The organism is Streptomyces sp. BE20 (assembly GCF_036322525.1).
Classification (GTDB): domain Bacteria; phylum Actinomycetota; class Actinomycetes; order Streptomycetales; family Streptomycetaceae; genus Kitasatospora.
The window spans coordinates 56,298-81,253 of the sequence record NZ_JAQYWW010001085.1 but is presented as its reverse complement, the minus strand read 5'-3'; the positions used below and the strand labels follow the sequence as shown (position 1 = coordinate 81,253).

The following is a 24,956-nucleotide window of genomic DNA, read 5'->3' as shown; positions in this document are numbered from 1 at the left end:
CGGCGTTTCCCCCGGCACCCGGTCGCGGGCCACCGCCCGCCTGCTCCCCCGCCCGCCGTTCCTCCGGACCGTCCCCGACGGTTTTCACGACCGGTTCTTCGATCAAACACGCCTGATTCCGGGTGATTTGCCCCTGATGGGCCAGTGTGCCGCACCCGCGCCCAGGCCCGATCGTTCTAATCTGACGACTGTCATATCCCTGCGGCCACCCAGGATGGAACCTCATGTCAGCGTCCCCTCCTGACAACGACGTGCTGTGGGCCCGGGGGATCGTCAAGTCCCATCACGGCACTCCCGCGCTGCGCGGCGTCTCGATCGGTGTACGGGAGGGCGAGGTGCTCGCCGTCACCGGTCCGCGCGGCTCCGGCAAGAGCACTCTGCTCGGCTGTCTCTCCGCGCTCCTCCCGGTCGACGAGGGCGAGGTCTGGTTCAACAGCTCCCCCGTACACACCCTGAGCCGGGCCGGCCGGGAACGGCTCCGCCGCGACCGCTTCGGCTTCGTCGGCTCCGAACCGCACCTGGTGCCCGAACTGACCGCCCGCGAGAACGTCGCCCTGCCGCTGCTGCTCGCCGGGGCCGGCGGCAAGGCCGCCTACACCGCCGCCGACGAGTGGCTGGAGCGCCTCGACATCGGCGAGCTCGCCAAGGTCCGGCCGGATCGACTGGTGCAGGGCCAGCGGCAGCGGGTCGCCGTCGCCCGCGCGCTCGCCCCGCTGCCGCCGGTCGTCTTCGCCGACGACCCGACCGCCCCGCTGCACCGCGAGACCGCCGAACAGGTCATGCGGATACTGACCAGCGCGGCCCGCTCGCACCAGCTCACCCTCGTGCTGGCCACCCACGACCCCGAGCTCGTCCGGTACGCGGACCGTTCCGTCGCGCTCGTCGACGGCCGGCCGTCCGCCCCTGCCGCGCCCGTCACCCGCGGCGGCCCCGTCGCCGCCGGAGGCACCGGAGCCGCCGGGCCCTCCGCCGTCCCCGCCACCGGCCGCTGACGACGCCTATCGCCCGCCGCCCGCCGCCCGCCGCTGAAAGAGTCGACGTGTTCTATCTCCGTCTGGCCCGGGGCTACCGGGCCCTCGACCTCGGCCGCTGGCTGCTGACCGCCCTGGCCGGCGCGGTCGTCGCCGCCTTCCTCCTGCGCGCCCTCGGCCGCGCGATGAGCGAGCCGCTCGGTGGCACCGGCGCCCTCCCCCGGCTGCTCTGGTGCCTGCCGCCACTGGCCGCCGTCGGCTGGTTCGCCGCCGTCGCCGCCCGCGCCGTCCCGGCCCGGTGGCCCGAACGGATCACCGGCCTCACCGCCGCCGGCGCCGGATCCGCCCGGATCCGGGCCCTGATCGCCGGCGAGGTCGCGCTCGCCTGCGGCGCCGGCTCCGTCCTGACCCTGCTGGTCTTCCTGGTCCTGCGCAACGACATCGCCGGTCCGGCGCTCGCCGACGAACTCGGCATGGGCGTACCGCTCCCGGCCGCCGCGCCGGTGACCCTGCTCGCCCTCGTCCCGCTCACCGCCGGGATCGCGGCGGCCGGCGCGGTCTCGCACGCCGAGACCCTGCCCGGTCGCCCCGGGCCCGAGCCGACCGGGTTCGGCCCCTGGCGGCTCGCCCTGCCGGTCGGCCTCGCCGTGATCGGCCTCGCCCTGGAACTGATCGCCCTCCGGCCCGGCGCCGCCGCCGACGGCCGCCCGATCCACCTGCCGGCCGGGCTCGGCACCACCAGCACCGCGGCCCTCGGCGGCTGGATCGCCGGTGCCCTGGGCCTCGCCCTGCTCACGGGGCCGCTGCTCGGATGGGCCGGCCGGCTGCTCGCACTCGGCCGGCCCACCCCGCTGCGCCTGCTCGCCGGGCGCGGCCTGACCGCGCAGGCCCGCCGGCTCGGTCCGCCGCTCGCGGTACTCACCCTGGTGCTCGCGGTGGTGCTCACCACCGTCCGCTACTGGATCGGCGAGCCGGGCAGCGCGGACGTCCTGCCCGCGATCGAGGCGGCTCTCGTGCTGGGCTGCGCAGTCGCCGCGGTGGCGGCCCGGCTGGCCGAACTGCGCACCTCCCGCCGAGGGGTCGCCGAGACCTTGCTGCGGCTCGGCGTCGCACCCCGGATACTGTTCGGCGCGGTCGCACTGCGGACACTGATGGTCGGCACGGTCCTGCTGGTCACCGGCGGGGCCACCGCGGCGCTGGCCGCAGCCGGCCTGCGCTGACCCCGCCGCTCGGATCGCTCCGGCTCAGCCTGCTGCGGCGAGCTGGCCGCAGGCGCCGTCGATCTCCTGGCCACGGGTGTCCCGGACGGTGGTCGGCACTCCGTGGGACTGCAGCCTCCGGACGAACTCGCGCTCGTCCTCGGGCCGGGAGGCCGTCCACTTGGAGCCCGGGGTCGGGTTCAGCGGGATCAGGTTGACGTGCACCCGATGGTTCTTGATCAGCCGGCCGAGCAGGTCCGCCCGCCACGCCTGGTCGTTGATGTCCTTGATCAGCGCGTACTCGATGGAAATCCGGCGGCCGGACTTCTCCGCGTAGTTCCACGCCGCGTCCAACACCTCGGCGACCTTCCACCGGGTGTTGACCGGCACCAGCTCGTCGCGCAGCTCGTCGTCCGGGGCGTGCAGCGAGAGCGCCAGGCGGCAGCTGAGTCCTTCGTCCGCCAGCCGGTTCATCGCCGGGACCAGCCCGACGGTGGAGACCGTGATGCCCCGCTGGGAGAGACCGAAGCCGTCCGGCGCCGGGTCGGTCAGACGGCGGATCGAGGCCAGCACGCGGTTGTAGTTCGCGAGCGGCTCGCCCATGCCCATGAAGACCACGTTGGAGAGCCGCGCCTCACCGCCCGGGATCTCGCCGTCCTTGAGCGCGCGCATCCCGGCGGCGATCTGCTCGACGATCTCGGCGGTGGAGAGGTTCCGGGTCAGCCCGGCCTGTCCGGTCGCGCAGAACGGGCAGTTCATGCCGCATCCGGCCTGCGAGCTGATGCACATGGTGACCCGGTCCGGGTAGCGCATCAGCACCGACTCGACGAGGGTGCCGTCGAACAGCTTCCAGAGCGTCTTACGGGTGGTGTCGTCGTCGCAGGACACGTGGCGGACCACCGACATGAGCTCGGGCAGCAGGGCCTCGGTGAGCTTCTCCCGGCTGGCGGCGGGGATGTCCGTCCAGCTCGCCGGGTCGTTCGACATCCGGCCGAAGTAGTGGTTGGAGAGCTGCTTCGAGCGGAACGGCTGCTCGCCCAGCTCGGCGACGGCCTCCTTGCGCTCGGTGGGGCTCAGGTCGGCGAGGTGTCGCGGGGGCTTCGCGCCGCGCGGCGCGGCAAAGGTGAGTTCTCCGGGCTTAGGCATGGTTCATCCAGTGTCGCAGACGGCGCGGGCCCCGGACGCCTGGCGTCCGGGGCCCTGCTCACACCTCTGGTCGAAGCCCTGGTCGAAGCCCTGATCGCGGCCCTGGTCCGGCCTCCGGGGCCGGCCTGCGGGCACCGTCCTCCGGCCTGCGGCTCAGCTGCCGACGAAGGCCGCCAGCAGCAGCCAGACCACCGGGGCGGTCGGCAGCAGCGAGTCCAGCCGGTCCATGATGCCGCCGTGACCGGGCAGCAGCGTGCCCATGTCCTTGATGCCGAGGTCGCGCTTGATCATCGACTCGCCCAGGTCACCCAGGGTCGCGGTGACCGCCGCGCAACCGCCCAGGATCAGACCCTGCCACCAGCTGCCGTCGTCGATCACGAACTGCATCAGCAGCGCGCCCGCCAGCATCGACAGGCCGATACCGCCGGCCAGGCCCTCACGGGTCTTGCCCGGGCTGATCGTCGGCGCCAGCTTGGTCCTGCCGAACTTGTAGCCCACCGCGTAGGCCCCGGTGTCACTGCAGACCGTGACGATCAGGAAGAGCACGATCCGCTGCGGGCCGTCGTCGGCCGCCAGCATCATCGCCACGAAGGTGGCCAGGAAGGGGACGTAGAAGGCGGTGAAGATGCCGGCCGTTATGTCCCGCAGGTAGTTCTCCGGCGGCTCGGCCATCCGCCAGACCATCACCGCCAGTCCGGTCAGCGCGAGCGAAGCGGCCGCCCACTGGATCCCCGACCAGTAGCCGGTGGCGACCATCGCGATGCCACCCGCGACCAGCGGGACGAGCGGCGCCTTGATCTCCTTGCGCTCGGCCAGCCGGCTGGTCAGCTCCCAGATGCCGACCGACACCGCCGCGATCACCACGACGAGGAACAGGGCCTTGACGAAGAACAACGAGGCAACGATCACCGCGCCGAGGCCGACACCCACGCCTATCGCGGCCTGGAGATTGCGACCACCGCGCTGCTTGCGCTGTTGCGGCTGCGGGTCGGGCTGCGCCACGGATGTCTCCTGCCCTGGGTGGAACGACGGCACGGGGTGGGGCTGCCCCGCCGCAGGGTGAGGCGCCGCCGGGTGACCCGGGGGCACCGGGTACGCCGCGGCGCCCTGGTAGGGCCGGGCACCGGGGGCGGGGGCGGTGTCGTCGGTGATCGCGCGCAGCACGACCGTCTCCGACGAACCCGGCTCCGCCGGGCCGGGCTGCTCGTCCCGGAACAGCGGACCGCTCAGCCGGCCGGCTTCCCGGACCGGCCCCTCGGCGGGATCGGGCCCGGGCCGGGCTCCCGGCCGGGGTCCCGCGTCGGCCGCTACGGGAGGCATGACCTGAGTCTCCTCCGCGTCGGCGCCCCAGTACACCGGAGACTGCTGGGAGTGACCCGTTCGGTGGCCGGGGTCACCCGCGCCGTGCCGTCCCGGGCCGTCGTACGGCCCTCGGACGCCCTGCTGTTCCGGGGCCCCGTACTGCTCCGGGGTGCCGTACTGGTTGCCGTACTGGTCCGGGGCTCCGTACCGCTCGGAAGCCCCGAACCCGTCCGGGGCCGCGTGCTGCTCCGGTGCCCCGTGCCGTCCGTGCGGCTGCGCCGGGGCCGCGTGCTGTCCCGGGGCCTCCCGGTAGGGCGCGGGCGCCGGCGTGCCGGGCGCCGCCGCACCGGGGGCCTGCGCAGGCGCGTTCGGTGTCTGCGCAGGCCGGTGCGGCTGGTACGGCGGGTACTGCTGGTCGGATGGGCCCCAATAGCCAGGGGCGTCAGGGGCGTCGTTCATCAGACTTCGAGCAGCTCGGCTTCCTTGTGCTTCAGCAGCTCGTCGACGGCGGCCACGTACTTGGCCGTGGTGTCGTCGAGCTCCTTCTCCCCGCGGCGACCGTCGTCCTCGCCGACCTCGCCGTCCTTGACCAGCTTGTCGATGGCGTCCTTGGCCTTGCGGCGCACGGCGCGGATCGAGACCTTGGCGTCCTCGCCCTTGCCGCGGGCGACCTTGATGAACTCCCGGCGGCGCTCCTCGGTGAGCTCGGGCAGCACCACCCGGATGATGGAACCGTCGTTGGACGGGTTGACGCCCAGGTCGGAGTCGCGGATCGCCTGCTCGATGGCCTTCAGCGCGGTCTTGTCGAACGGCGAGACGACCGCCATCCGCGGCTCCGGCACGGAGAAGGAGGCCAGCTGGTTGATCGGCGTCACGGCACCGTAGTACTCGGCCACGATCTTGGCGAACATCGCCGGGTGGGCGCGGCCCGTACGGATGGCGGCGAAGTCGTCCTTGGCGACGACGACGGCCTTCTCCATCTTCTCCTCGGCCTCGAGGAGGGTCTCTTCGATCACTGTGTACTCCCTGTCCGGTTGATCTGCGGTTGTCCCGACCGGTATCGGCGTCACGGCCGGACGCGGTGATCACGCTGACCACGCCCGGTCGTCACCGACCCGTACGGCTGGTTGCTGCTCAGGCCCGGACAGAATCCTGGCTGATGAGTGTGCCGATCTTCTCACTCTTCACCGCACGCGCGATATTGCCCTCCGCCAGCAGCTCGAAGACCAGCATCGGGAGGTTGTTGTCCTTGCACAGCGTGATCGCGGTGAGGTCGGCGACCTTCAGGTCGCGGGTGATGACCTCGGAGTACTCCAGCGCGTCGAACTTGACCGCGTCCGGGTTGGTCCGCGGGTCGGAGTCGTAGACGCCGTCCACACCGTTCTTGCCCATCAGCAGCACGTCGGCGTGGATTTCCAGGGCCCGCTGGACGGCGGTGGTGTCGGTGGAGAAGTACGGCATGCCCATACCGGCGCCGAAGATCACCACACGGCCCTTCTCCAGGTGCCGGACGGCGCGCAGGGGCAGGTACGGTTCGGCGACCTGGCCCATGGTGATGGCGGTCTGGACCCGGGTCTCGATGCCCTCCTTGACCAGGAAGTCCTGGAGCGCGAGGCAGTTCATGACCGTGCCGAGCATGCCCATGTAGTCCGAGCGGGCCCGGTCCATACCGCGGACCTGCAGCTCCGCGCCGCGGAAGAAGTTACCGCCGCCGATGACCACCGCGACCTCGGTGCCGGCGCGGACGACCGTGGCGATCTCGCGGGCGATCGCGTGCACGACGTCGGGGTCGACGCCGAGTCCGCCACCACCGGCGAACGCCTCACCGGACAGCTTCAGCATCACCCGGCGACGCGAACCGGTCTGGGTGTCCTGCGCGGTCTCCTGCGTCTCCTGCATGGACTTCTCCTTCTACACCTACTGGTTCACAGGCGTGGATGTGCGGATCCCCGGCCTGCGCGTACACGCGAGGAGGCCACTGCCGCGGGAACCGGTTCGGTGTCCTGCACGGCAATGGCCTCCTCGTCGTTCATGCTGCCGACGCGGCCCGCCCACGGATGTGGCGCTGGGTGAGCCCGTTCGGCGCGTCCCGCCCGCCCTGATCAGCGGGCGGGGGCGGTTCCCAGCCTAAGCTCGCCGGGAGTCCGGTGGAACGTGGCTCAGGCGCCGACGCGGAAGCGGGCGAAGCGCTTGAGGGCGACGCCGTTCTCCTCGAGGACCTTGGCGACGGACTTCTTGTTGTCCTTCGCGAAGGCCTGCTCCAGGACGGAGTTCTCCTTCACGAAGCCCGTGACGCGACCCTCGACGATCTTCGGCAGGGCGGCCTCCGGCTTGCCCTCCTCGCGGGCGGTGGCCTCGGCGACGCGGCGCTCGTTCTCCAGGTCCTCGGCCGGGATGTCCTCGCGCGAGAGGTACTTCGGCGCGAACGCGGCGATGTGCTGCGCGACGTCCTTGGCGACCTCGGCGTTCTCCTTGTCCAGCTCGACCAGGACACCGACGGCCGGCGGGAGGTCGGGGCTGGTCTTGTGCAGGTAGACCGCGACGAAGCCGTCACCGTCGAACTGCGCGAAGCGGCGGAAGACGATCTTCTCACCCAGGGTCGCGTTGGCCTCGTCCACGAACTGCTGGACGGTCTTGCCGGCCTCGATCTCGGAGGCCAGAGCGGCGTCCAGGTCGGCCGGGGCGGTCTTGGCGACGTGGGTGGCGATCGCGTCGGCGACCTTCACGAAGTTGTCACCCTTGGCGACGAAGTCGGTCTCGCAGTTGAGCTCGACCAGAACGCCGGACTTCTTGTCGTCGGCGATCAGCGCGGCGACGGCGCCGTTGGAGGCGTCACGGCCCTCGCGCTTGGCAACGCCCTTCTGGCCCTTGATGCGCAGAAGCTCGACGGCCTTCTCGACGTTGCCCTCGGCCTCGTCCAGGGCCTTCTTGCAGTCCATCATGCCGGCGCCGGTGAGCTCACGGAGCTTCTTGACGTCCGCGGCGGTGAAGTTCGCCATGGTGTGAATCTCTTCTCGCGTCTCGCGTGTCTGCGTGGGGTTGTGCCTGGGCCGCTGGTTCGGCCCAGGCACGGGAGAGAGGGGCACCGACCGGTGTCGTACCGGTGGGTGCCCCTCACCCTTGGTACGTCAGGCCTGCTCGGCCGGAGCCTCGGTGACCTCGGCGGCCGGGGCCTCGGGGGCCTCGGTGACCTCGGCCTCGACGGCCGGAGCCTCGGTGGCCTCGACGGCGGGGGCCTCGGTGGCCTCGGCCTCGGCGGCCGGAGCCTCCTCAGCCTTCTTCTCGCCCTCCAGGATGTCCTTCTCCCAGTCGGCCAGCGGCTGGTCGGCGCCCGGCTCGGCCTTCACGTCGCCCTTGGCGACACCCGCGCGGGACTTGAGGCCCTCGGCGACGGCGTCGGCGATCACGCGGGTCAGCAGGGTGACGGAGCGGATCGCGTCGTCGTTGCCCGGGATCTTGTAGTCGACCTCGTCGGGGTCGCAGTTGGTGTCGAGGATGGCGACGACCGGGATGTTGAGCTTCCGGGCCTCGCCGACCGCGATGTGCTCCTTCTTGGTGTCCACGATCCAGACAGCGCTGGGAACGCGCTGCATGTCACGGATACCGCCGAGGGTCTTCTCCAGCTTGTCGTGCTCGCGCTGGAGGACCAGGAGCTCCTTCTTGGTGAGGCCGGAACCGGCCACGTCCGAGAAGTCCAGCTCGCCGAGCTCCTTGAGGCGCTGCAGGCGCTTGTAGACGGTCGAGAAGTTGGTCAGCATGCCGCCGAGCCAGCGCTGGTTCACGTAGGGCATGCCCACGCGGGTGGCCTGCTCGGCGATGGCCTCCTGGGCCTGCTTCTTCGTGCCGACGAAGAGGACGCTGCCGCCGTGGGCAACGGTCTCCTTGATGAACTCGAAGGCGCGGTCGATGTAGTTCAGCGACTGCAGGAGGTCGATGATGTAGATGCCGTTGCGCTCGGTGATGATGAAGCGCTTCATCTTCGGGTTCCAGCGGCGGGTCTGGTGACCGAAGTGGACGCCGCTCTCAAGCAGCTCCCGCATCGTGACGACGGCCATAGCCGTGCTCCTCAGGTGTTGCGCCCGGCTCTGGCACAGCTGCGTGGCGGTAGGCGCGGTGGCGCTCCCCGCTCGGCGTCTGCGAACGGCCGGGTCAGGCTCGGTTTTGTTCGTGGCAGCCAGGTGACAGCCACGCCTGACGCCCCGAACGTGCCGAGCCGCTTCCACCCGAGCGGTCCTGGGACCGTCCGGGCTCGGCGGACCGAGCGGCACTCGCACCTGGCGGAGGGTGGCGGCCGGGGCCGCTTCTGTCCACCGGTGGCGGGGCGTGCGAAGTCGACCCGGCGGACCGGGTCGCGTGTGAAGTGTACGGGAAGCGCCGAGCGCCGAGCGACTCCACGACAGGCGGGCGCCCCCCGGCAGGGCCGCCCGCGCCGGTACGGGCGGGAAGCGTACGAGGACACGGGGCGGGTCTCCCGGGCCCTCGTACGCCGACGGCTTGCACCCGTTGGGGGGACAGCCGCTGTCCACAGGGGCCGGTTGTCCACAGGAACCGGAACAGGGCTGGTGGGGCGGGGGCGGCACGGGGAGCCTCGACCGCATGACGGCTATGACGGGTGTTTCGGTCGGTGCACGCCGCGGTTCCGTAGGGCGCGGCTTCTCGGGGCGCGGTCCCTCAGGGCGCGGCTTCTCGGGTGCCGGCTCGGGTGCGGGCCCCCTGCTGGCGCTCCCGCCGCCCGGGCAGGGTCCCGGACACGGCCACAGGGTGCTGCTGCTCGCGCTGCTGACCTTGACGGCGCTGCTGCTGACCGTCCTGCCCGGACCGGCGGGGCATGCGGCCGAGGAGTCCGTCAGCGGGAACGGCGGTCAGGGTGACGGGGTCGGGGCCGGGGTCGGGGTCGACGGACAAGGGAGAGGGGGCGGGACCGAAAGCGGGAACCGGGGGCAGCAGCGGTCATGGCCGGTGGACGGTCCCCAGGGCTGGCCGGGCGAGATCGTCGACCGGTTCGATGCGCCGGCCGGCCCCTATGCCGCCGGCCACCGGGGCGTCGACCTGGCCGCCGCGCCCGGCGCGGACGTCCGGTCGGCGGCACCGGGCGTGGTGACGTTCGCGGGACCAGTGGCGGGCCGCCCCGTGGTCACGGTCACCCACCCGACGTCCGCCACGCCTCCGGCTCCACCACTGCGCACCACCTACCTGCCGGTGACCGGCAGCGTCCCGGTGGGCACCCCGGTGGCGGCGGGCCAGGTGATCGGGCGGCTCACCACCGGTGTCGGCCACTGCGCCGACGGGTCCTGCCTGCACTGGGGCCTGCTGCGCGGCAGGCGGTACCTCGACCCGCCGGCCCTGCTCGGCGCCGGCACTGCCCGCCTGCTACCGCTCGGCGACGATCCGGGGGGTCACCCGGGCGGCGGCGCGGACGGCGGAGCGGATGGCGCGGACGGCGGCCCGGGCTCGGCCACACCCTCACCACCCGGGGTGGGAGAAGGGGTCAGCTGGGCCCGAGCCCGTACAGGGCGAGGGCGACGGCGGCGTCCGCGATCACCTCGGGGCTCTCGGCCCGCCCGCCGGCCGCGCGCTGCTCGGACTGCCGGACGGCCGCCTCGACGATTCCCTGGAGCAGCGCTGCGGCGAGCCTCGGCCGCTCGTGTCCGAAGTCCTCCAGCGCCTGGACCACCAGTCCGGCCAGCTTCCCGTGCGCCGCCCGGATGCGTTCACGGGCCGCGTCGTCGAGTTCCAGCGCGGAGATCGCGGCGACCGCCCGGTGGCGCGGGTCCGCGGCCAGCAGCAACTGCCCGCGGACATAGGACTCGATCCGCTCGGCCGCAGTGTCGCAGCTCTCCATGCCGGCCTCGATCTCGGCCGCCCAGAGCGGGAAGTCGACCTCGCAGAGCGCTTCGACCACCGCCGCACGGGAACGGAAGTACTCGTACACCGAGGAACGCGCGAGCCCCGTACGCGCGGCGAGCGCGGGGAAGCTCAGCCCTTCCATGCCTCCTTCGGTGAGGAGACTGCGGGCAGCATCAAGAAGAGCTGCCCGCTGCAACTGACGGTGCTCGGCCACACTGGCCGCTCGGATCTTCGGCACCCTCCCACTGTACGGAGCCCTACAGCGCGCCGGTACGGTGCCGCGCGTCGCAGAGGTCGCGGAAGGGAAGCGCCAAGAGGCACAGGGGCGCGGGCCCGGCGTGCGCGACGGCCGAGCGTCCCTACCGAATGTCCGAAAGCTTGGCGCGCAACTGCAACACCGACTTCGTGTGGATCTGGCTGACCCTGCTCTCGGTCACCCCGAGGACCTGACCGATCTCCGCGAGGGTCAGCCCTTCGTAGTAGTAGAGCGTCACCACGGTCTTCTCCCGCTCGGGCAGGGTGTTCACGGCCTGCGCCAGCAGCCTGCGGAGCTCCCGGTCCTCCGCCACCTCGACCGGGTTGTCGGCGCCGTGGTCCTCCAGAGTTTCCATGAGGCTCAGCCGGTCGCCGCCCTCGCCGACGGGGTGGAGCAGTTCGTCCAGGGCGACCACGTTGGCGAGCGAGAGCTGACTGAAGATGGCGTGCAGGTCCTCGATGGCGATGCCCATCTCGGCCGCGACCTCGGGTTCGTGCGGCGTCCGCCGCAGCCGGGCCTCCAGGGTCGCGTACGTCCGCTCGACCGCCTTCGCCTTCTGTCGCACCGAGCGCGGGATCCAGTCCAGCGCCCGGAGCTCGTCGATGATCGCGCCGCGGATGCGGCTGATCGCGTAGGTCTCGAACTTGATGGCGCGGTCGATGTCGAACTTCTCGATCGCGTCGATCAGTCCGAAGACACCGGAGGAGACGAAGTCGGCCTGCTCCACGTTGGAGGGCAGGCCGACCCCCACCCGGCCCGCGACGTACTTGACGAGTGGTGAGTAGTGCAGGATCAGTTGTTCCCGCAGCCGCTGGTCACCCGTCTCCTTGTAGGAGCGCCAGAGCGCTTCGAGAGCCGTGCGGTCCTGGCCGCCCGTCGCCCGGCGGGGGGCCGGGGTCTCGACCGGTGCGGGGGCCGGCGCGATGGCCGACGCGTCGTCGGAGGCGCCGGACGCGTCCGGCCGGTCGTCGTGCGCCCCGGTGTGCGCCGGTCGGCCGCCTTGCCGCGCCAGGGACCCCATCCCGCCCGTGGCCTTGGACGGGAACTCGGTCACGGGGCGCCGCTCGGTCCGCGGCCCTCCCGAGGACCGGGCGCCACCGGTCACTCTGTGTCCCGGAATGTGTGTGGGCATGCGTTGGTCTGCGCCGTTCTGCCGAGTCATGTGCTGATAGGGAAGGCATGGCGAGCGTAGCGTGACCGACTCGCTGCAGAGTGCTACCGCCACTCGGGCGTCCCTCGATCCGGTGGCACTCGTGTCGCCGGAACCGGGTACCGGCGGCGACGAACCCCGGCCCGACCGGTCCGCCCGACGGCCTGCCCGCCTGCGCGTCACCTCCTCCTGACCAGGCGCCAGTGGGCTCCGTGGCGCTCGATGTAACCGAGCGAACCCAACTCGTAGAGCCGGTGCAGCACCTCGTCCGGCGGGAGTCCGGACTGCCGGGCCAGTCGCTCCACCGGCGCGCCCTCCGCCGTGGCCGGCACGGCCTCCAGAACCAGCGCCGCCTCCGGCTCCAACAGGTCCCTCTGCAGGACCGGCCCGCTCCGCTGCGGTGCCAGGTCGTCGCCGATCGCGCCGATCAGCTCGGCGACCTCGGCGGCGTCGGTGACCAGGGTGGCGCCGCCGCGGATCAGGGCGTGCACCCCGGCCGAGAGTTCCGAGGTCACCGGCCCGGCGACGCCCATGGTGTGCCGGTTGAGGTCGCGGGCACGTCGGGCCGTACTGAGTGCCCCGCTGCGCATCGCCGCCTCGACCACCACCGTGCCCCTGGTCAGGGCGGCGATCACCCGATTGCGCAGGACGAACCGGAACCGGGTGGGGTGCTCCCCCGGCGGGAGTTCGCTCAGCAGGAGCCCCTGGGCGGCGATCCTGCGAATCAGGTCGGTGTTGCCCCACGGGTAGGCCACGTCCACCCCGCAGGCGAGGACCCCGATGGTCATCCCGCCGACCGCCAGCACGCCGCGGTGGGCCGCCGCGTCGATCCCGTACGCCCCACCGGAAACCACCACCCATCCGCGTTCGGCGAGTTGTGCGGAGAGCTCTCCGGCGACGTGTGCGCCGTACGCCGTGCACGCCCGGGCGCCGACGACGGCGACCGAACGCAGGGCGAGCAGGCGCAGCGATCCGGGGCCTGCCGCCCACAACCCGATCGGCCGGCTCTCCCCGAGATCGTCCAGCTGGCTCGGCCATTCCGTGTCGCCCGGAATGATGAAGCGTCCACCGGCCTCTCGTACCCGTTCCAGGTCGGCGACGGGATCGAGGTCGGCCAGCCGGGCCCGGTATCCGGCCAACCGGCCGGCGTCCGGGCCCGGCTGGCCGGGCACGGTGCCGTCCCTGATCGTCCGCAGCACCTCGGGAGCCCCGAGGCGGGCCAGCCATCGGCCGATCACCGCGTCGCCCGGTTCGCTGAGGCGGCTGAGCACCACCCTGGCGAGACGCTCCGGCTCGATCCCGGGAACGCTCTCCGACCCGACCCCCGGGGCTCCCTTGGTCCCCGGCGACGAGCCGTGCCTGCGGTGGTCGGCGGTGCGGTTCATGCGACGGTCTCCTCGATCTCCGCGCGCCGGTCGGGCTTCGTGCGGGCCGTACGCGGGCGGGCCGGCCGCTTCTCCTTCTCCACCGGGTCACCGTCCCCCTCCGGGGCGGGGCCGGACGGGCCGGACCAGCCGTCGAAACGCTCCGTCAGCGGGAGCCCCTGTTCGACCCCGGTGCGCAGGACGAGCGCGGTCCTGACGTCGCGCCGGTCGGGGCGGTCCCGGCCCGCGAGGTCGGCGACCGTCCAGGCGACCCGGAGCACCCGGTCCAGGCCGCGGGCGGTCAGCAGACCGCGTTCCAGTTGGCGCGCGGCGTCGTTCAGCGCGCCCGACGCCAACTGCCAACGGGTGCGGAGCTCGTAACCGGGGACCTCGGCATTGGTGCGCCAGGGGGTCTCGGCCAGCCGGGCAGCCGCCCGCTCACGCGCGGCCATGACGCGCGCCGCGACGATCTCGGTGGTCTCCGCCGTGCTGTCCCGTTGCATCAGTTCGGCCCTGGTCACCGGGGCGACCTGGACCTGCAGGTCGACCCGGTCCAGCAACGGTCCGGAGAGCCGCCCCTGGTACCGGCTGACCATGGCCGGCGTGCATTCGCAGCCCTCTCCCCGCCGGGAGTGGCGCCCGCAGGGGCAGGGGTTCGCGGCCAGGCAGAGCAGGAAGCGCGACGGCAGCCGCATCGATCCGGCCGAACGGGCGATCACCACCTCGCCCGATTCCAGCGGCTGGCGCAGGGCGTCGAGCACCCGGACCGGGAACTCCGGTGCCTCGTCCAGGAAGAGGACGCCCCGGTGGGCCAACGAGACGGCGCCCGGTCTCGGCAGTCCGCTGCCCCCGCCGACGATCGCCGGCATGGTGGTGGAGTGGTGCGGGGCGCAGTAGGGCGCGCGGTCGATCAGCGGCCGACCGGCCGGGAGCAGCCCGGCCACGGAGTGGACCGCGGTGACCTCAAGCGCCTCCTTCTGGGTGAGCGGCGGGAGGAGCGACGGCAGCCGCTCGGCCAGCATGGTCTTGCCCGCACCCGGCGGGCCCTTCAGGTACAGGTGGTGGCCGCCGGCGGCGGCGATCTCCAGGGCCCTGCGGGCCTCGTACTGTCCGGCCACGTCGGCGAGGTCCATCCGGGCCGCCGCGTCGCCGGGCAGCCCGCGCACCCCCGCCCCGGGGAGCATCAGGCCGGCCATCAGGGGGTCCGGGCGCCCGCCCACCGGGTCGGGCGGCTCCTCCGGTTCGGGCGCTCCGGTCAGTACGGCCACCAGCTGGCGAAGGCTCCGCACGCCGATGACGGTGACACCGGGGACGAGCGAGGCCTCGGCGGCGGTCTGTTCGGCCACCACGACCCGCAGGTAGCCCGCGTCGGCGGCGGCCAGCACCGACGGAAGCACCCCGCGCACCGGGCGCACCCGCCCGTCGAGCCCGAGTTCGCCGATGACGAGCAGGTCCGCGATCGCGGAGGGGTCCAGCCGTTCGGCGGCGGCCAGCACGGCGCAGGCCACCGCGAGGTCGAAGCCGCTACCGCTCTTGGGCACCGACGCCGGGCTCAGTCCGACGGTCAGCTTCCGCTGCGGCCAGGTCTCACCGCTGTTCACGACGGCCGCGCGCACCCGGTCGCGGGCCTCGGTGAGTGCCTTGTCGGGCAGGCCGACCAGGGTGAACGCCGCCACCCCGGGCTCCAGGTCGGCCTGGACCTCGACGATCACGCCGTCGACGCCGACCAGCGCGACGGAACACGTCCGGGCGAAGGCCATCTCAGACCACCCCCCGCAGGTGGTCCACCGAAGCGGCGCCGCGGATCCGGTTGATGACGGCGACCAGGTCGATCCGGACTCCGCCCGGCGGGACGGGTACCCACGGCGGATCGGCGGGCCCCGGCCGGTAGTCGGGTCCGGCCAGTCGCTCGAAGTGGCCGGGCCAGCGCTCGGCCATCCAGCGCTCCGCCAGCCGCCTCAGCCGGGCGGCCTTCGTCCGGTCGATCGCCTCGCTGGGGTGCTGGAACCCCCGCTCGGAGCGGGTCTTCACCTCGCAGACCGCCACGGTGTCGCCGTCGAGGGCCACGATGTCGAGTTCGCCCTCGGTGCACCGCCAGTTGCGGTCCAGGATGCGCAGGCCGTCCTCGGCCAGCCGCCGGGCGGCGACCTGTTCGCCGTAGCGGCCGAGGCCGCCGTTGCCGGTCCGCGCCGGGCCGGCCGCACCGGGGGTGACCGGCGGGGACTGCCCGCCGGTCGCCCCGGGCCGCGCCGCCCTCCGGCGCGGCGGCCGACCGTCCTGCTGGGCCTTCGCCGTCTGCTTGCGCGTTGCGCGCTTGGTGTCCTGCACGGTGACCACCTCCGCCGAGGAGGTTGCCGTGCGGCCCCGGGGCGGACCAGAAGGTTGCTACTTCCTGTGGAAAACCCCGGCCTGTGGATAACTCCTGTCACCCGCAGGAGTGGTAATCCCGGAATGCGCGAAATTCCCCTGGACATCCGGGGCCGGGGCGGTCCAACGTCAGTTCCCGAAGCCGGGCTCGTCCGAGGGCAGCTCCAGATCGCTCTTCGCGAGCTCCTCGATGTTCACGTCCTTGAAGGTCAGCACCCGGACCTTGCGGACGAACCGGGCCGGCCGGTACATGTCCCAGACCCACGCATCCGCCATCGACACCTCGAAGAACACCTCGCCCTGGACCGAGTGCACCTGCAGCTCGTAGTCGTTGGTGAGGTAGAACCGTCGCTCGGTCTCGATCACGTACTTGAACAGGCCGACGACGTCCCGGTACTCCCGGTAGAGCTTGAGCTCCATCTCGGTCTCGTACTTCTCGAGATCTTCGGCACTCATCCAGGCGTCCCCTCAACTTGTCACGTCCACCCATTGTGGACCACTGCACCCACCCTCAGAGCCTTACCGGAGTGACCGGTGGCCCCTCGGTCAACAGCCGCTCCAGAAAGTCCACCAGCCCGACCGGGTAGACGGTCTCGGTGGTGGCCCTCAGTTCCCCGACCGTCCACCAGCGTGCCGCGAGGAGCTGGGCGTGTTCGTCCGCGCCCATGCCCGAGTGGTCGAGCACCATGTCCGTCGTCCGGGCGAGGTGGAACCACTGCTCCTGCTCGTAGCGCCGCCCCTGAAAGGAGAACGAAGCCGTGCCGTACGCCACCACCGGGCCCAGCTCCACGCCCCGCAGGCCGGTCTCCTCCGCGAGCTCCCGCTCGGCCGCCTCGCGTACGTCCTCGCCGGGCTCCAGGCCGCCGCCCGGCGTGAACCACCAGGTGACGCCGGGTGTCGCGGGGTCGGCGCCGTGGAAGAGGAGCAGGCGGTCCCGGCCGTCGAGCAGCAGGATCCGCGACGCCCTGCGCCGCTGTGCCGTCATGGCGGGTCTCCACGCTCCCTTCGTCCGACCCGGTCGTTCCCCCGATCCTGCCACCCGGCGCGGGCGTCCGGGGCGAGGTTCGACAGAGCGGCCCGGGCACGCGCGGTACCGGCCGGGGTCAGGACGGCCGGCGGCGCTTGCGGACCAGACCTGCCGCTCCGCCCACCGCCGAGGTCACCACGACCGTCGCCGCGCCTACAACGGTCGCGTAGAAGGCAGGCTCCAGTGGACCGGGTCCGGCCGGACCGGGTCCGCCGACCTCGTCGAAGGCGCTGGTACCGGCGAGCAGGCCGGCCCGACCGAACGGGAGCACGGTGCCCTCGACCCGGGCCTCCACGTCGGCGGCCGGGACGGTCCCGCCGTCGACCTCCAGGTGGACGCGGGAGTCGAGCGAGCCCAGCCGGTTGTCGCCGAGCAGGAACAGGCGGCCCGCCGGAACCGTCACGCTGTAGGAACCGCCCTGCGGGCCCTGCGCCGAGAGGTAGGACTCCTCCACCGGCTTGCCGTTGACGGTCAGCCGCTGCTGTCCCCCGTCGAAGGCGACCGTGTCACCGCCGACCGCCACGACGCGCTTGACCATGGGTTGTGCGCCCCAGGCCTGGTCACGGAAGATCACCACGTCACCGCGGCCGATGTCCGCGCCGTCGGTCTTCCTGGCCAGGACGGTGTCCCCGACCTGGAGCGTGGGGGCCATCGAGGCGGTCGGGATGTCGTAGGGGCGGTAGTTCACGGCGATCACCGCGAAGCCGCCGATCATCAGGACCAGCCCGAGCCCGAGCAGCACCCCTTGCAGTACGGCTGCGGGCTTGAAGCGGGACCGGGGCTGCGGGGTGGCCGGCTGACGGTCGGGCGCCCGTTCCGCGAGACTGCTCATCGATACCGTCCAACCCTGACAGACCCGGAAACGCTCACGGTGCGCCCGGTCCGCGGGCGGAAAACCCGGCGGGCCGTGGCACGTCCGAGCAGATTACTCGTCGGTACCACGGCCCGCGCAAGACCCGGGAACAAGAGGTTCGGTGTCAGGACCGCTTGTCGCGCTCCGCCCGGTTCCGCAGCCGGCGCACCAGCGGGAGCAGGGCGACGGCGCCCACGGCCCCGGCAGCGGCCGGCACCACCGGCGCAGCCGACGCAAGGCCCTTCTGGTCGAAGGTGGCCGGCACCGGAAGCGTCGACCAGTGGTCGATCGGCCACGCCACCACGAAGGCACGCCCGATCACCTCGTCGACGGGGACGGTGCCGCCGCCCGGCTGGTCCATGTGGAACCGCGAGTCGAGCGAGTCCGCGCGGTGGTCACCCATCACCCAGATGCTGTTCTCCGGGACCTTCACCGGGGCGAACGGCTTGGTGCCGCAGGGGGTGTTCCCGGGGAAGACGTACGGCTCGTCGAGCGCGATCCCGTTGACCTTCACCGGGCCTTCGCCCTCGCACTCGACGGTGTCGCCGCCGATCGCGATGACCCGCTTGATCAGGTCCTTCTCGTTGTCGGAGGGCATCAGGCCGACGAAGCTGAGCACTTCCTGGATGCCCCGGACGAAGGAGTTACTGCTCTCGTTGGTGGGCTCGTCGGCCAGCCAGCCGCCCGGGTCGTGGAACACCACGACCTCGCCGCGCTCCGGCTCGGCACCGAACCACGGGGTGAGCTTGTCCACCAGGACGCGGTCCCCGACCTGAAGCGTGTTCTGCATCGACTCCGACGGAATGGAGAACGCCTGAACGAAGAAGGTCTTGATCACGAGCGCCAGGACCAGGGCGATACCGATCAGGATCGGCAGTTCCTTCCAGAACGAGCGCTGCTTGCGCTCGGTCCGGCCCGACTGCTCCTCCGCCTCGTCGGCCGGCGTGGTCCCACCTCCGGTGTCCTCGGAGGCGTCACCCGCGCCGTCGCCGTGCTCGTCGGCGGACTGGGCCGTCGCATCCTCGGCCGAGGCCGAAGGCGCAGTCGACTCCGCGGACCGGGCCGCCCTGCCGCCGGAGCCCTCGGGCTCTCCGGCGCCTGAGCGGGCGCCGATCACCAAATCCCCCACAACGTCTCCTCCCTGCTGTGCGGACGCCCGTGCGTCCGCGCTCACAGTGCCGCACAGCGGGCACCACGCTCCACCACCGACCGTGAACGTCAGGACCACCCCGTCCGGGCGCACCTGACACCAGCACAGCCTTCGAATGCGACCAGTCAACACGGACAGGCCGCACCAGCACTCTTCTCTATCACTCCCAGGCATCCGGCTCGCGGTCCCACACGCGCGACCCGGCCGGTCATCGGCCTGCTCCGACCTACAGTCGGTCCCGCCCCACCCTGCGGCCGACGAGCGGAAGGATGCCCAACACACCCATAACGAGCGGAGGTTCCTCAGGACCCGGCCCAACATCCACGGAGTTCGGCACAGTTCCGCGGGCTCCCGGGCCCTGCGCCACCGAGGAGAGTGAAACCGGCACATCAAGTTGATGGACCCGACCCAGCGGCCAGGCGATCATGAACGCCCGCCCGACCACTCCGCTCACCGGGATGGTTCCCTGGCCCGGATTCCCCATGTGGAAACGGGAGTCGGCGGACACGTCCCGGTGGTCACCCATGACCCAGAGCCGCCCCTGCGGCACCTTCACCTTGAACGGCTGCCGGGAGGCAGGGTTGCCCGGCGCGAGGTAGGGCTCGTCCAACGCCTTGCTGTTGAGGCTGACCCTGCCCTGCTCGTCGCAGCACTCCACCGTGTCGCCACCGACTCCGATCACGCGCTTGATCAGGTCCTGTTCGCTGTCCGACGGCAGGAGTCCGACGAAGGTCAGCACCTGCTTGGCCCCGCGCAGGACGGGCCCGTCCGAGGACGGGCCGTGGTGGCCGTTCTCCAGCCAGCCGCCCGGATCCTTGAACACCACCACCTCGCCGCGCTCCGGCTCGGCGCCGAACCAGGGGGTCAGCTTGTCCACCAGCACCCGGTCGCCGATCTGGATGGTCTGCTCCATCGAACCGGAGGGGATCACGAAGACCTGGACCAGGAAGGTCTTCATCACCAGCGCCACCACCAGCGCCACCACGATGATCAGCGGGATCTCCCGCAGATGGGAACGTCTGCGGCGACGGGCCGCCCGTTGGGCGGTGCGCCGGCGCTCGGCCCGGCCCCGGACCACCGGCCCGACCTGCTCAGGACCGACCTGCTCAGGACCGGTCCGGCGAGGACCGACGGGTTCGGGCCCCGCCGACTCGGCGCCGACCGGCTCCGGCCAGGACGGCTCCGGTGTTTCCCCTGCCCCTGCCTCTTTCCCCGACCCTGGGGATCCGGTGGACCCGGGGGCCGGACGGTCGACCAGCCGGCCCCTACCTCTGGTCCCCATGACCACCCGTCCCCCCTGTCGCGGCGAACGCCGCCGGCCGGTCCAGGCTGCTCCAGTGCCCGACCGGGTAGACCACCCAGGCGGCCCGCCCGATCACCCTGCCCTCCGGAACGAACCCGCCGCCGGGCTCGCCGAGGTGGTCGCGCGAGTCCCGGGAAGCGGTTCGGTGGTCACCCATCACCCAGAGCTTGCCGGCGGGGACCACCACGTCGAAGGCCACCGCGGACGGCTCGTCCCCCGGCGCCAGGTAGGCGGACTCGTCGACCGGCACGCCGTTCACGGTGATCGGGTGCCCCGGGCCGGCACTCGTGACCCGGTCGCCGCCGACACCGATGACCCGCTTCACATAGACCGTGTCGCCGGCCGGCACCAGACCGACATCCCGGCCGAAGGAGCGAAGCCCGGTCCAGAACCCGTCCCGCTCGACCGGCTTGCGCAGAAAGGAACCCGTGCCGTCGAACACCACCACGTCGCCCCGTTCGGGGTGGCCGCCGAACGCGTAGGACAGCTTGTTCACGATCAGGCGGTCGCCGGGGCGCAGGCTGTTCTCCATCGACGCGGACGGCACCGAGAACGGACGCGCCACGAAGGCGTTGACCAGCAGCAGGACGACCAGGCAGACACCCGTGAGCAGCAGGAGGTCCCGGGACCGCGACCGGGCCGGTTCCTCCGCGTCCTCGGCGATCCCGGCGTCCCCGGCAGTGCCGGCAGCACGCTCCCCGGCGTCTGCCGCGTCCGCGGCGACCCGGTCCGCGGACCTGTCCGCAGAATCCCCCGCGGAAACGACCGCGGACCGCGTCGGCGAGTCCGCACCGGTGGGTGCGGGACAGCCGTCGCGGTCCGCGGGTGGTTCGTGCGTGCTCATCGGGGGCTGAGCCTACCGTGCGGCAGGCCGGCCCCCCAGAGCGATCCGATCCCCCGGCGGAGCCGGAGGACGGTGGATCAGCGGTCGCGCTTCTCCTTGATCTTCGCGGCCTTGCCGCGGAGGTCACGCAGGTAGTACAGCTTGGCGCGGCGAACCGCACCGCGGGTCACGACCTCGATCTTCTCGACGACCGGGGTGTGCACCGGGAAGGTGCGCTCGACACCGACGTTGAAGCTGACCTTGCGAACGGTGAAGGTCTCACCGACGCCGGCGCCGTGGCGGCGGATGACGACGCCCTGGAAGACCTGGACACGGGAGCGGTTGCCCTCGATGACCCGGACGTGCACCTTCAGGGTGTCACCGGCGCGGAAGGCCGGAATGTCGCTACGCAGCGAAGCCGCGTCGACAGCAGCGAGCTTGTTGCTCATGTTGCTCTCCATCGCAGGCGCCACGGGCCGCCCACGGAAGTTCGTCACAATGGGGTGTGCTGCGGGCCGCATCGGCGACCGGCGGTCCCCCCGTGGCGGGGGCGCCGAACCACGTGACCCCTACGGGAGGAGCCCAGCGACAGACAACAGCGGCCTATTCTTCCACATCACCGGCCGCTGACCGAAATCGGCCGAGCCCCTCGTCCCAGGCCAGGCCGAGGACGCTGAGCGCCTCCCGGTCCTTCTTGTCGAAGGCCCCGTACCGCCAGCGCTCCACGAGGTCCGACCGGTTGGCCAGGGTGCGGGCGAATGCCTGTTCGCGCCGCCAGCGGGCGATCCGGCCGTGGTTGCCGCTCAACAGCACGTCCGGCACCGCCCGTCCGCGCCACTCGGCGGGCTTGGTGTACACCGGGCCCTCCAGCAGGTCGGCCATCGCGCCGGGCGCGAAGGAGTCGTCCCGGTGGGACTCGGCGTTGCCAAGCACACCCGGCAGCAGCCGGGCGATCGCCTCGACCATGACCAGGACCGCGACCTCGCCCCCGGCGAGCACGTAGTCGCCGATCGACGCCTCGACGACCGGCATCCGGGTGGCGGCCTCGTCGATCACCCGACGGTCGATGCCCTCGTAGCGGGCGGGGGTGAACGCCAGCCACGGACGACCGGCGAGCTCCTGCGCGAGCTCCTGGGTGAACGGTCGACCGCTCGGAGTGGGCACCACCAGGGTCGGCACCTCCCCCGCCGGGCCCCGGCCGATCACCGCGTCGAGCGCCTCGCCCCACGGTTCGGGCTTCATCACCATGCCCGGGCCGCCGCCGTACGGACTGTCGTCGACGGTCCGGTGCACGTCGTGCGTCCAGTCGCGCAGGTCGTGGACGTGCACGTCGAGCTGGCCGCGAGCGCGGGCCTTGCCGACCAGCGAGATGTTCAGCGGCTCCAGGTACTCGGGGAAGATCGAGACGACGTCGATCCGCATCCCGCTCTGCACCGGCGCGACCCCGGCGACGACACCGGCGGCCTCGACCTCGACCTCGGCACCGAACCCGGCACCGGCACCGGCACCGGCACCGGAGTCGACCTCGACACCGGCATCGGCATCGGCGCCGACGGGAACGGTCGGCTCCTCGGTGGTCACTCCGACTCCTCCCGGGCCTCGGCCGACGCCTCCGGGCCGTCGGCGGGCTCCTCGGCCTCGCTCCCGGCGACCTCGGCCCCCGCCGGGTCGATGAGCCCGCCCGGAGGGTCGATCACGGCGCGCTGGTTCTCCAGGTCGATGACCGGCACGATCCGGGTGACGAAGGGCACCAGCACCTCCGTCCCGTCGGCCTTCCTGACCGTGAGCAGGTCCTGGTAGGGCAGGTGGACGACCTCGGTGAGCTCACCGACCGGGGTGCCGTCGAGCAGCACCACGTCCAGGCCGATCAGCTGGTGGTCGTAGTACTCCTCCGGGTCGTCCGGGGTCTCCTCCGGGTCGACCTCGGCGATGAGGACGGTGCCGCGCAGCGCCTCGGCGGCGTTGCGGTCCTTCACGCCGGCGAACCGCAGCAGGAGCCGGCCGCTGTGCACCTTGCCGGACTCGACGGTCAGCGGCCCGGTCGACGCGGGGTCGGTGAGCAGGACGGCACCGGGCCCGAGCCGGAGCTCCGGCTCGTCGGTGCGGACCTCGACACTGACGTCTCCCCTGATGCCGTGGGCGCGGCCGATCTTGCCGACGACGAGCTGCACGGTGATCGTTCTCCTGGGTGAGTGCTTGGGAAGGCTGCCGCGGTGGGCAGCACGAGAAAACGGCGAAGGCCGGCCGGGACGCCATGCGTCCCGGCCGGCCTCGAATCCGACGACTGTCCGAACAACGAACAGCTGCGTCAGCGAATGCTGTCCACGTCGACGAGGTCGACCCGGACGTTGCGACCGCCGAGGGCGCCGACCACGGTGCGCAGTGCGCGCGCCGTGCGGCCGCCCCGGCCGATCACCTTGCCGAGGTCATCGGGGTGCACACGCACCTCGATGGTGTTGCCCCGACGCAGGTTGCGCGAGCGCACCTGCACCTCGTCGGGGTGCTCGACGATGCCCTTCACCAAGTGGTCGAGGGCGTCCTCGATCACGCTCAGGCCTCGGCGGCGGCGTCGGCCTCAGCCTCGACCTTGTCCGACTTCTTGGCCTTCGGGGTGATGGCGACACCGGTGGTGGCGTCCTCGAAGCCGGCGACGGCCTTGGCGAACAGGTGCGAGAAGTCCTCGACCTTCGGCTCGGCGACGAGCAGCGGCGCCGGAGCCGGCAGGCCCTTGAACTTCTGCCAGTCGCCGGTCAGCTTGAGGATGGCGAGAACCGGCTCGGTCGGCTGGGCGCCGACGGACAGCCAGTACTGGGCGCGGTCGGTGTCGACCTCGATCTTCGAGGGGTTGTAGGTCGGCTGGTAGATGCCGATCTCCTCGATCGCGCGGCCGTCACGCTTGGTGCGGGCGTCCGCGACGACGATGCGGTAGTGCGGGGAGCGAATCTTGCCGAGACGCTTGAGCTTGATCTTGACTGCCACGGGAGTGGATTCTCCTGGTGTTGACGTGGGTGAGCGGCCCTGCCGTCGCGTGGGGTTGCGAAGTGGGCCGTTCAAGGGACACGCCAGCCGTAGGAGAGAGGGGTCCTGCTCGGCTGCCGAGTACTCAGCTGTCCATTGTGCCATACCGGCGCAGACCGGCTCGCACGAGCCGGGACCGGCCGCCCCTTCGGTGCCCGCCGTGAAGGGGCCCGGAAACAGGTCGACCGGGAGCCCCCGCTCCCGGTCAGCCCAACCACTTCCACATCACTGGCGAATCATTGTCGAACGCCGTCGATCGCTCCGGCCCGGCACGCTGCCCGCACAGCCACCGACCGGTTCCCCGGGTTCCCCGAGCTGTTCCAGCTCCCCGGACTACGCGATCTTGAACGGCTGCTGGCAGGCCCCGCAGACGATGGACGCCTGCGCGAGGACGGACGGAACGACCCGGACGTTGCGGCCGCAGCCGCAGACCGCCTTGACCCGGACGCCACCCCCGGAGGAGCCGTGCCGGGCGGCCGGCCCGCGGAAGGCGCGCGAGGCTCCCTCACCGGCCACCGCCTCCTGGTGCGCCCCCAGAGCGCGGTCCAGGCGTTCGATGGTCTCGGCGTACCGCTCCTGGGTCTCCTTGAGCATGGTCACCTGGGAGAAGCCGCTACTGGCGTGCGGTTCGACCGGGTGCGCCAGGCCCAGCTCGGAGGCCAGGAGGAGGAAGCGCCGATTGTGGTAGCGGCCGGCCCGCGAGGTGTCCCGGATGTCCCGGGCCGCGGCCAGACCATGGGCAGCCTCGTGGAGGAGCCGCTCGAAACCGAGCCGGGTACCACAGGCCGAGGAGGACTCGCCGATCAACGCCTCGGGAGAGGCGAGGTCGGGGAGGTCCTGATGGTAGGCCTGGATGTCACTCCAGGCGGCGGCCAGTTCGGCCGCGAGAACGAGGGGCTGTGTCGTGCTCACGCTAGACCAACGATGGAGTAGGAGCTGATGTTCCGCGTGTTCCCGTTCCCCGGGAATTCCCAGGAAACTCTCAGGAATGTGCGAGCCCGCGCGAAATGCGCGTTCCGGATCTGACGCAAGACCAACCCCCTGCTGGTTTGGGGCCGCCGAGCTCGGCGAGCCTCGTCAATTCCGTCCGGGGACGGGCTGTCGCCCCCAGGACGTACGGCCCGCGGACCTGTCGAGTTGACAGGGCCACGGGCCGTACACCGTACCGCTATTCCGTTAA

The 24,956-nt window shown here is 72.1% G+C and carries 25 protein-coding genes and 1 pseudogene; 3 read left to right on the top strand and 23 right to left on the bottom strand.

Features of this window, described 5'->3' with window-relative positions:
- Nucleotides 1-224: 224 nt before the first annotated feature.
- Together PUR61_RS31490 and PUR61_RS31485 are read left to right on the top strand one after the other, a co-directional pair.
- Nucleotides 225-992, top strand: a complete 768-nt coding sequence (locus PUR61_RS31490) for an ABC transporter ATP-binding protein (protein ID WP_329882900.1) — start codon at nt 225-227, stop codon at nt 990-992.
- Nucleotides 993-1,039: 47 nt separating this feature from the next.
- Nucleotides 1,040-2,191 (top strand): hypothetical protein, encoded by a 1,152-nt coding sequence (locus PUR61_RS31485; RefSeq protein WP_329882899.1) that lies wholly within the window; start codon nt 1,040-1,042, stop codon nt 2,189-2,191.
- Nucleotides 2,192-2,215: 24 nt separating this feature from the next.
- Here PUR61_RS31485 and rlmN read toward each other — a convergent pair whose 3' ends face one another.
- The 6 genes from rlmN to rpsB all read right to left on the bottom strand — a co-directional run bounded on the left by rlmN (nt 2,216) and on the right by rpsB (nt 8,673).
- On the bottom strand, nt 2,216-3,316 hold the full coding sequence (gene rlmN / locus PUR61_RS31480; RefSeq protein ID WP_329882898.1) for a 23S rRNA (adenine(2503)-C(2))-methyltransferase RlmN: 1,101 nt from the start codon (nt 3,314-3,316) through the stop codon (nt 2,216-2,218).
- A gap of 153 nt (nt 3,317-3,469) precedes the next feature.
- The gene (locus tag PUR61_RS31475; protein ID WP_329882897.1) at nt 3,470-4,636 is read right to left on the bottom strand and encodes a phosphatidate cytidylyltransferase; all 1,167 of its coding nucleotides are present in this window, start codon (nt 4,634-4,636) and stop codon (nt 3,470-3,472) included.
- A 440-nt stretch (nt 4,637-5,076) separates the two neighbouring features.
- Nucleotides 5,077-5,634 (bottom strand): ribosome recycling factor, encoded by a 558-nt coding sequence (gene frr / locus PUR61_RS31470; RefSeq protein WP_329882896.1) that lies wholly within the window; start codon nt 5,632-5,634, stop codon nt 5,077-5,079.
- 118 nt (nt 5,635-5,752) lie between these two features.
- On the bottom strand, nt 5,753-6,517 hold the full coding sequence (gene pyrH / locus PUR61_RS31465) for a UMP kinase (protein ID WP_329882895.1): 765 nt from the start codon (nt 6,515-6,517) through the stop codon (nt 5,753-5,755).
- Between the two features lie 260 nt (nt 6,518-6,777).
- Nucleotides 6,778-7,617 carry a translation elongation factor Ts gene (gene tsf, locus PUR61_RS31460; RefSeq protein ID WP_329882894.1) on the bottom strand — a complete coding sequence of 280 codons (840 nt, stop codon included), beginning with the start codon at nt 7,615-7,617 and terminating at the stop codon, nt 6,778-6,780.
- Between the two features lie 129 nt (nt 7,618-7,746).
- Nucleotides 7,747-8,673: a 30S ribosomal protein S2 gene (rpsB, locus tag PUR61_RS31455; RefSeq protein ID WP_329882893.1), complete on the bottom strand. Its 927-nt coding sequence runs from the start codon at nt 8,671-8,673 to the stop codon at nt 7,747-7,749.
- Nucleotides 8,674-9,214: 541 nt separating this feature from the next.
- On the opposite strand from rpsB, the pseudogene PUR61_RS31450 reads away from it, so the two are divergent.
- Nucleotides 9,215-9,943, top strand: a pseudogene (locus PUR61_RS31450) (peptidoglycan DD-metalloendopeptidase family protein); the annotation flags it as partial.
- A 163-nt stretch (nt 9,944-10,106) separates the two neighbouring features.
- On the opposite strand, the gene PUR61_RS31445 reads toward PUR61_RS31450, so the two are convergent.
- The 17 genes from PUR61_RS31445 to PUR61_RS31365 all read right to left on the bottom strand — a co-directional run bounded on the left by PUR61_RS31445 (nt 10,107) and on the right by PUR61_RS31365 (nt 24,688).
- The gene (locus tag PUR61_RS31445) at nt 10,107-10,679 is read right to left on the bottom strand and encodes a TetR/AcrR family transcriptional regulator (protein WP_329882919.1); all 573 of its coding nucleotides are present in this window, start codon (nt 10,677-10,679) and stop codon (nt 10,107-10,109) included.
- A gap of 145 nt (nt 10,680-10,824) precedes the next feature.
- Nucleotides 10,825-11,742, bottom strand: coding sequence for an RNA polymerase sigma factor WhiG (whiG, locus tag PUR61_RS31440; RefSeq protein WP_380361208.1), 918 nt, complete (start codon nt 11,740-11,742; stop codon nt 10,825-10,827).
- A 308-nt stretch (nt 11,743-12,050) separates the two neighbouring features.
- A complete protein-coding gene (gene dprA, locus PUR61_RS31435) occupies nt 12,051-13,256 on the bottom strand; it encodes a DNA-processing protein DprA (protein WP_329882892.1) in 1,206 nt (401 codons plus the stop codon).
- On the bottom strand, nt 13,253-14,995 hold the full coding sequence (locus tag PUR61_RS31430) for a YifB family Mg chelatase-like AAA ATPase (RefSeq protein WP_329882891.1): 1,743 nt from the start codon (nt 14,993-14,995) through the stop codon (nt 13,253-13,255). The genes dprA and PUR61_RS31430 overlap by 4 nt, the downstream gene beginning before the upstream one ends.
- 1 nt (nt 14,996) lies before the next feature.
- Entirely contained in the window at nt 14,997-15,563 is a 567-nt protein-coding gene (locus PUR61_RS31425; protein ID WP_329882890.1) for a YraN family protein, read from the bottom strand.
- 168 nt (nt 15,564-15,731) lie between these two features.
- Complete coding sequence (locus tag PUR61_RS31420) at nt 15,732-16,058, bottom strand: DUF2469 domain-containing protein (protein WP_030306725.1); 327 nt, start codon at nt 16,056-16,058, stop codon at nt 15,732-15,734.
- A gap of 55 nt (nt 16,059-16,113) precedes the next feature.
- On the bottom strand, nt 16,114-16,587 hold the full coding sequence (locus tag PUR61_RS31415) for an NUDIX domain-containing protein (protein WP_329882889.1): 474 nt from the start codon (nt 16,585-16,587) through the stop codon (nt 16,114-16,116).
- A gap of 118 nt (nt 16,588-16,705) precedes the next feature.
- The gene (lepB, locus tag PUR61_RS31410; RefSeq protein ID WP_329882888.1) at nt 16,706-17,461 is read right to left on the bottom strand and encodes a signal peptidase I; all 756 of its coding nucleotides are present in this window, start codon (nt 17,459-17,461) and stop codon (nt 16,706-16,708) included.
- A 145-nt stretch (nt 17,462-17,606) separates the two neighbouring features.
- Nucleotides 17,607-18,611 (bottom strand): signal peptidase I, encoded by a 1,005-nt coding sequence (gene lepB / locus PUR61_RS31405; protein ID WP_329882887.1) that lies wholly within the window; start codon nt 18,609-18,611, stop codon nt 17,607-17,609.
- A 247-nt stretch (nt 18,612-18,858) separates the two neighbouring features.
- Nucleotides 18,859-19,710, bottom strand: a complete 852-nt coding sequence (gene lepB / locus PUR61_RS31400; protein ID WP_329882886.1) for a signal peptidase I — start codon at nt 19,708-19,710, stop codon at nt 18,859-18,861.
- A 187-nt stretch (nt 19,711-19,897) separates the two neighbouring features.
- Entirely contained in the window at nt 19,898-20,779 is an 882-nt protein-coding gene (lepB, locus tag PUR61_RS31395) for a signal peptidase I (protein ID WP_329882885.1), read from the bottom strand.
- 77 nt (nt 20,780-20,856) lie between these two features.
- A complete protein-coding gene (gene rplS / locus PUR61_RS31390; RefSeq protein ID WP_063347674.1) occupies nt 20,857-21,207 on the bottom strand; it encodes a 50S ribosomal protein L19 in 351 nt (116 codons plus the stop codon).
- 154 nt (nt 21,208-21,361) lie between these two features.
- On the bottom strand, nt 21,362-22,180 hold the full coding sequence (gene trmD, locus PUR61_RS31385) for a tRNA (guanosine(37)-N1)-methyltransferase TrmD (protein WP_329882918.1): 819 nt from the start codon (nt 22,178-22,180) through the stop codon (nt 21,362-21,364).
- A 155-nt stretch (nt 22,181-22,335) separates the two neighbouring features.
- The gene (rimM, locus tag PUR61_RS31380; protein ID WP_329882884.1) at nt 22,336-22,929 is read right to left on the bottom strand and encodes a ribosome maturation factor RimM; all 594 of its coding nucleotides are present in this window, start codon (nt 22,927-22,929) and stop codon (nt 22,336-22,338) included.
- A 137-nt stretch (nt 22,930-23,066) separates the two neighbouring features.
- Entirely contained in the window at nt 23,067-23,306 is a 240-nt protein-coding gene (locus tag PUR61_RS31375) for an RNA-binding protein (protein ID WP_030306741.1), read from the bottom strand.
- A gap of 2 nt (nt 23,307-23,308) precedes the next feature.
- Entirely contained in the window at nt 23,309-23,737 is a 429-nt protein-coding gene (gene rpsP / locus PUR61_RS31370; protein WP_329882883.1) for a 30S ribosomal protein S16, read from the bottom strand.
- Nucleotides 23,738-24,109: 372 nt separating this feature from the next.
- Nucleotides 24,110-24,688, bottom strand: a complete 579-nt coding sequence (locus PUR61_RS31365; protein ID WP_327681034.1) for a hypothetical protein — start codon at nt 24,686-24,688, stop codon at nt 24,110-24,112.
- Nucleotides 24,689-24,956 lie beyond the last annotated feature (268 nt).

What these genes read in the sequence shown, in the direction of transcription:
- PUR61_RS31490 (WP_329882900.1), top strand. Translation starts at nt 225, where the DNA reads ATGTCAGCGTCCCCTCCTGACAACGACGTGCTGTGGGCCCGGGGGATC.
- rlmN (WP_329882898.1), bottom strand. Translation starts at nt 3,316, where the DNA reads ATGCCTAAGCCCGGAGAACTCACCTTTGCCGCGCCGCGCGGCGCGAAG.
- PUR61_RS31475 (WP_329882897.1), bottom strand. Translation starts at nt 4,636, where the DNA reads ATGCCTCCCGTAGCGGCCGACGCGGGACCCCGGCCGGGAGCCCGGCCC.
- pyrH (WP_329882895.1), bottom strand. Translation starts at nt 6,517, where the DNA reads ATGCAGGAGACGCAGGAGACCGCGCAGGACACCCAGACCGGTTCGCGT.
- tsf (WP_329882894.1), bottom strand. Translation starts at nt 7,617, where the DNA reads ATGGCGAACTTCACCGCCGCGGACGTCAAGAAGCTCCGTGAGCTCACC.
- rpsB (WP_329882893.1), bottom strand. Translation starts at nt 8,673, where the DNA reads ATGGCCGTCGTCACGATGCGGGAGCTGCTTGAGAGCGGCGTCCACTTC.
- whiG (WP_380361208.1), bottom strand. Translation starts at nt 11,742, where the DNA reads ATGGGGTCCCTGGCGCGGCAAGGCGGCCGACCGGCGCACACCGGGGCG.
- dprA (WP_329882892.1), bottom strand. Translation starts at nt 13,256, where the DNA reads ATGAACCGCACCGCCGACCACCGCAGGCACGGCTCGTCGCCGGGGACC.
- PUR61_RS31430 (WP_329882891.1), bottom strand. Translation starts at nt 14,995, where the DNA reads ATGGCCTTCGCCCGGACGTGTTCCGTCGCGCTGGTCGGCGTCGACGGC.
- PUR61_RS31420 (WP_030306725.1), bottom strand. Translation starts at nt 16,058, where the DNA reads ATGAGTGCCGAAGATCTCGAGAAGTACGAGACCGAGATGGAGCTCAAG.
- PUR61_RS31415 (WP_329882889.1), bottom strand. Translation starts at nt 16,587, where the DNA reads ATGACGGCACAGCGGCGCAGGGCGTCGCGGATCCTGCTGCTCGACGGC.
- lepB (WP_329882888.1), bottom strand. Translation starts at nt 17,461, where the DNA reads ATGAGCAGTCTCGCGGAACGGGCGCCCGACCGTCAGCCGGCCACCCCG.
- lepB (WP_329882885.1), bottom strand. Translation starts at nt 20,779, where the DNA reads ATGAGCACGCACGAACCACCCGCGGACCGCGACGGCTGTCCCGCACCC.
- rplS (WP_063347674.1), bottom strand. Translation starts at nt 21,207, where the DNA reads ATGAGCAACAAGCTCGCTGCTGTCGACGCGGCTTCGCTGCGTAGCGAC.
- trmD (WP_329882918.1), bottom strand. Translation starts at nt 22,180, where the DNA reads ATGCGGATCGACGTCGTCTCGATCTTCCCCGAGTACCTGGAGCCGCTG.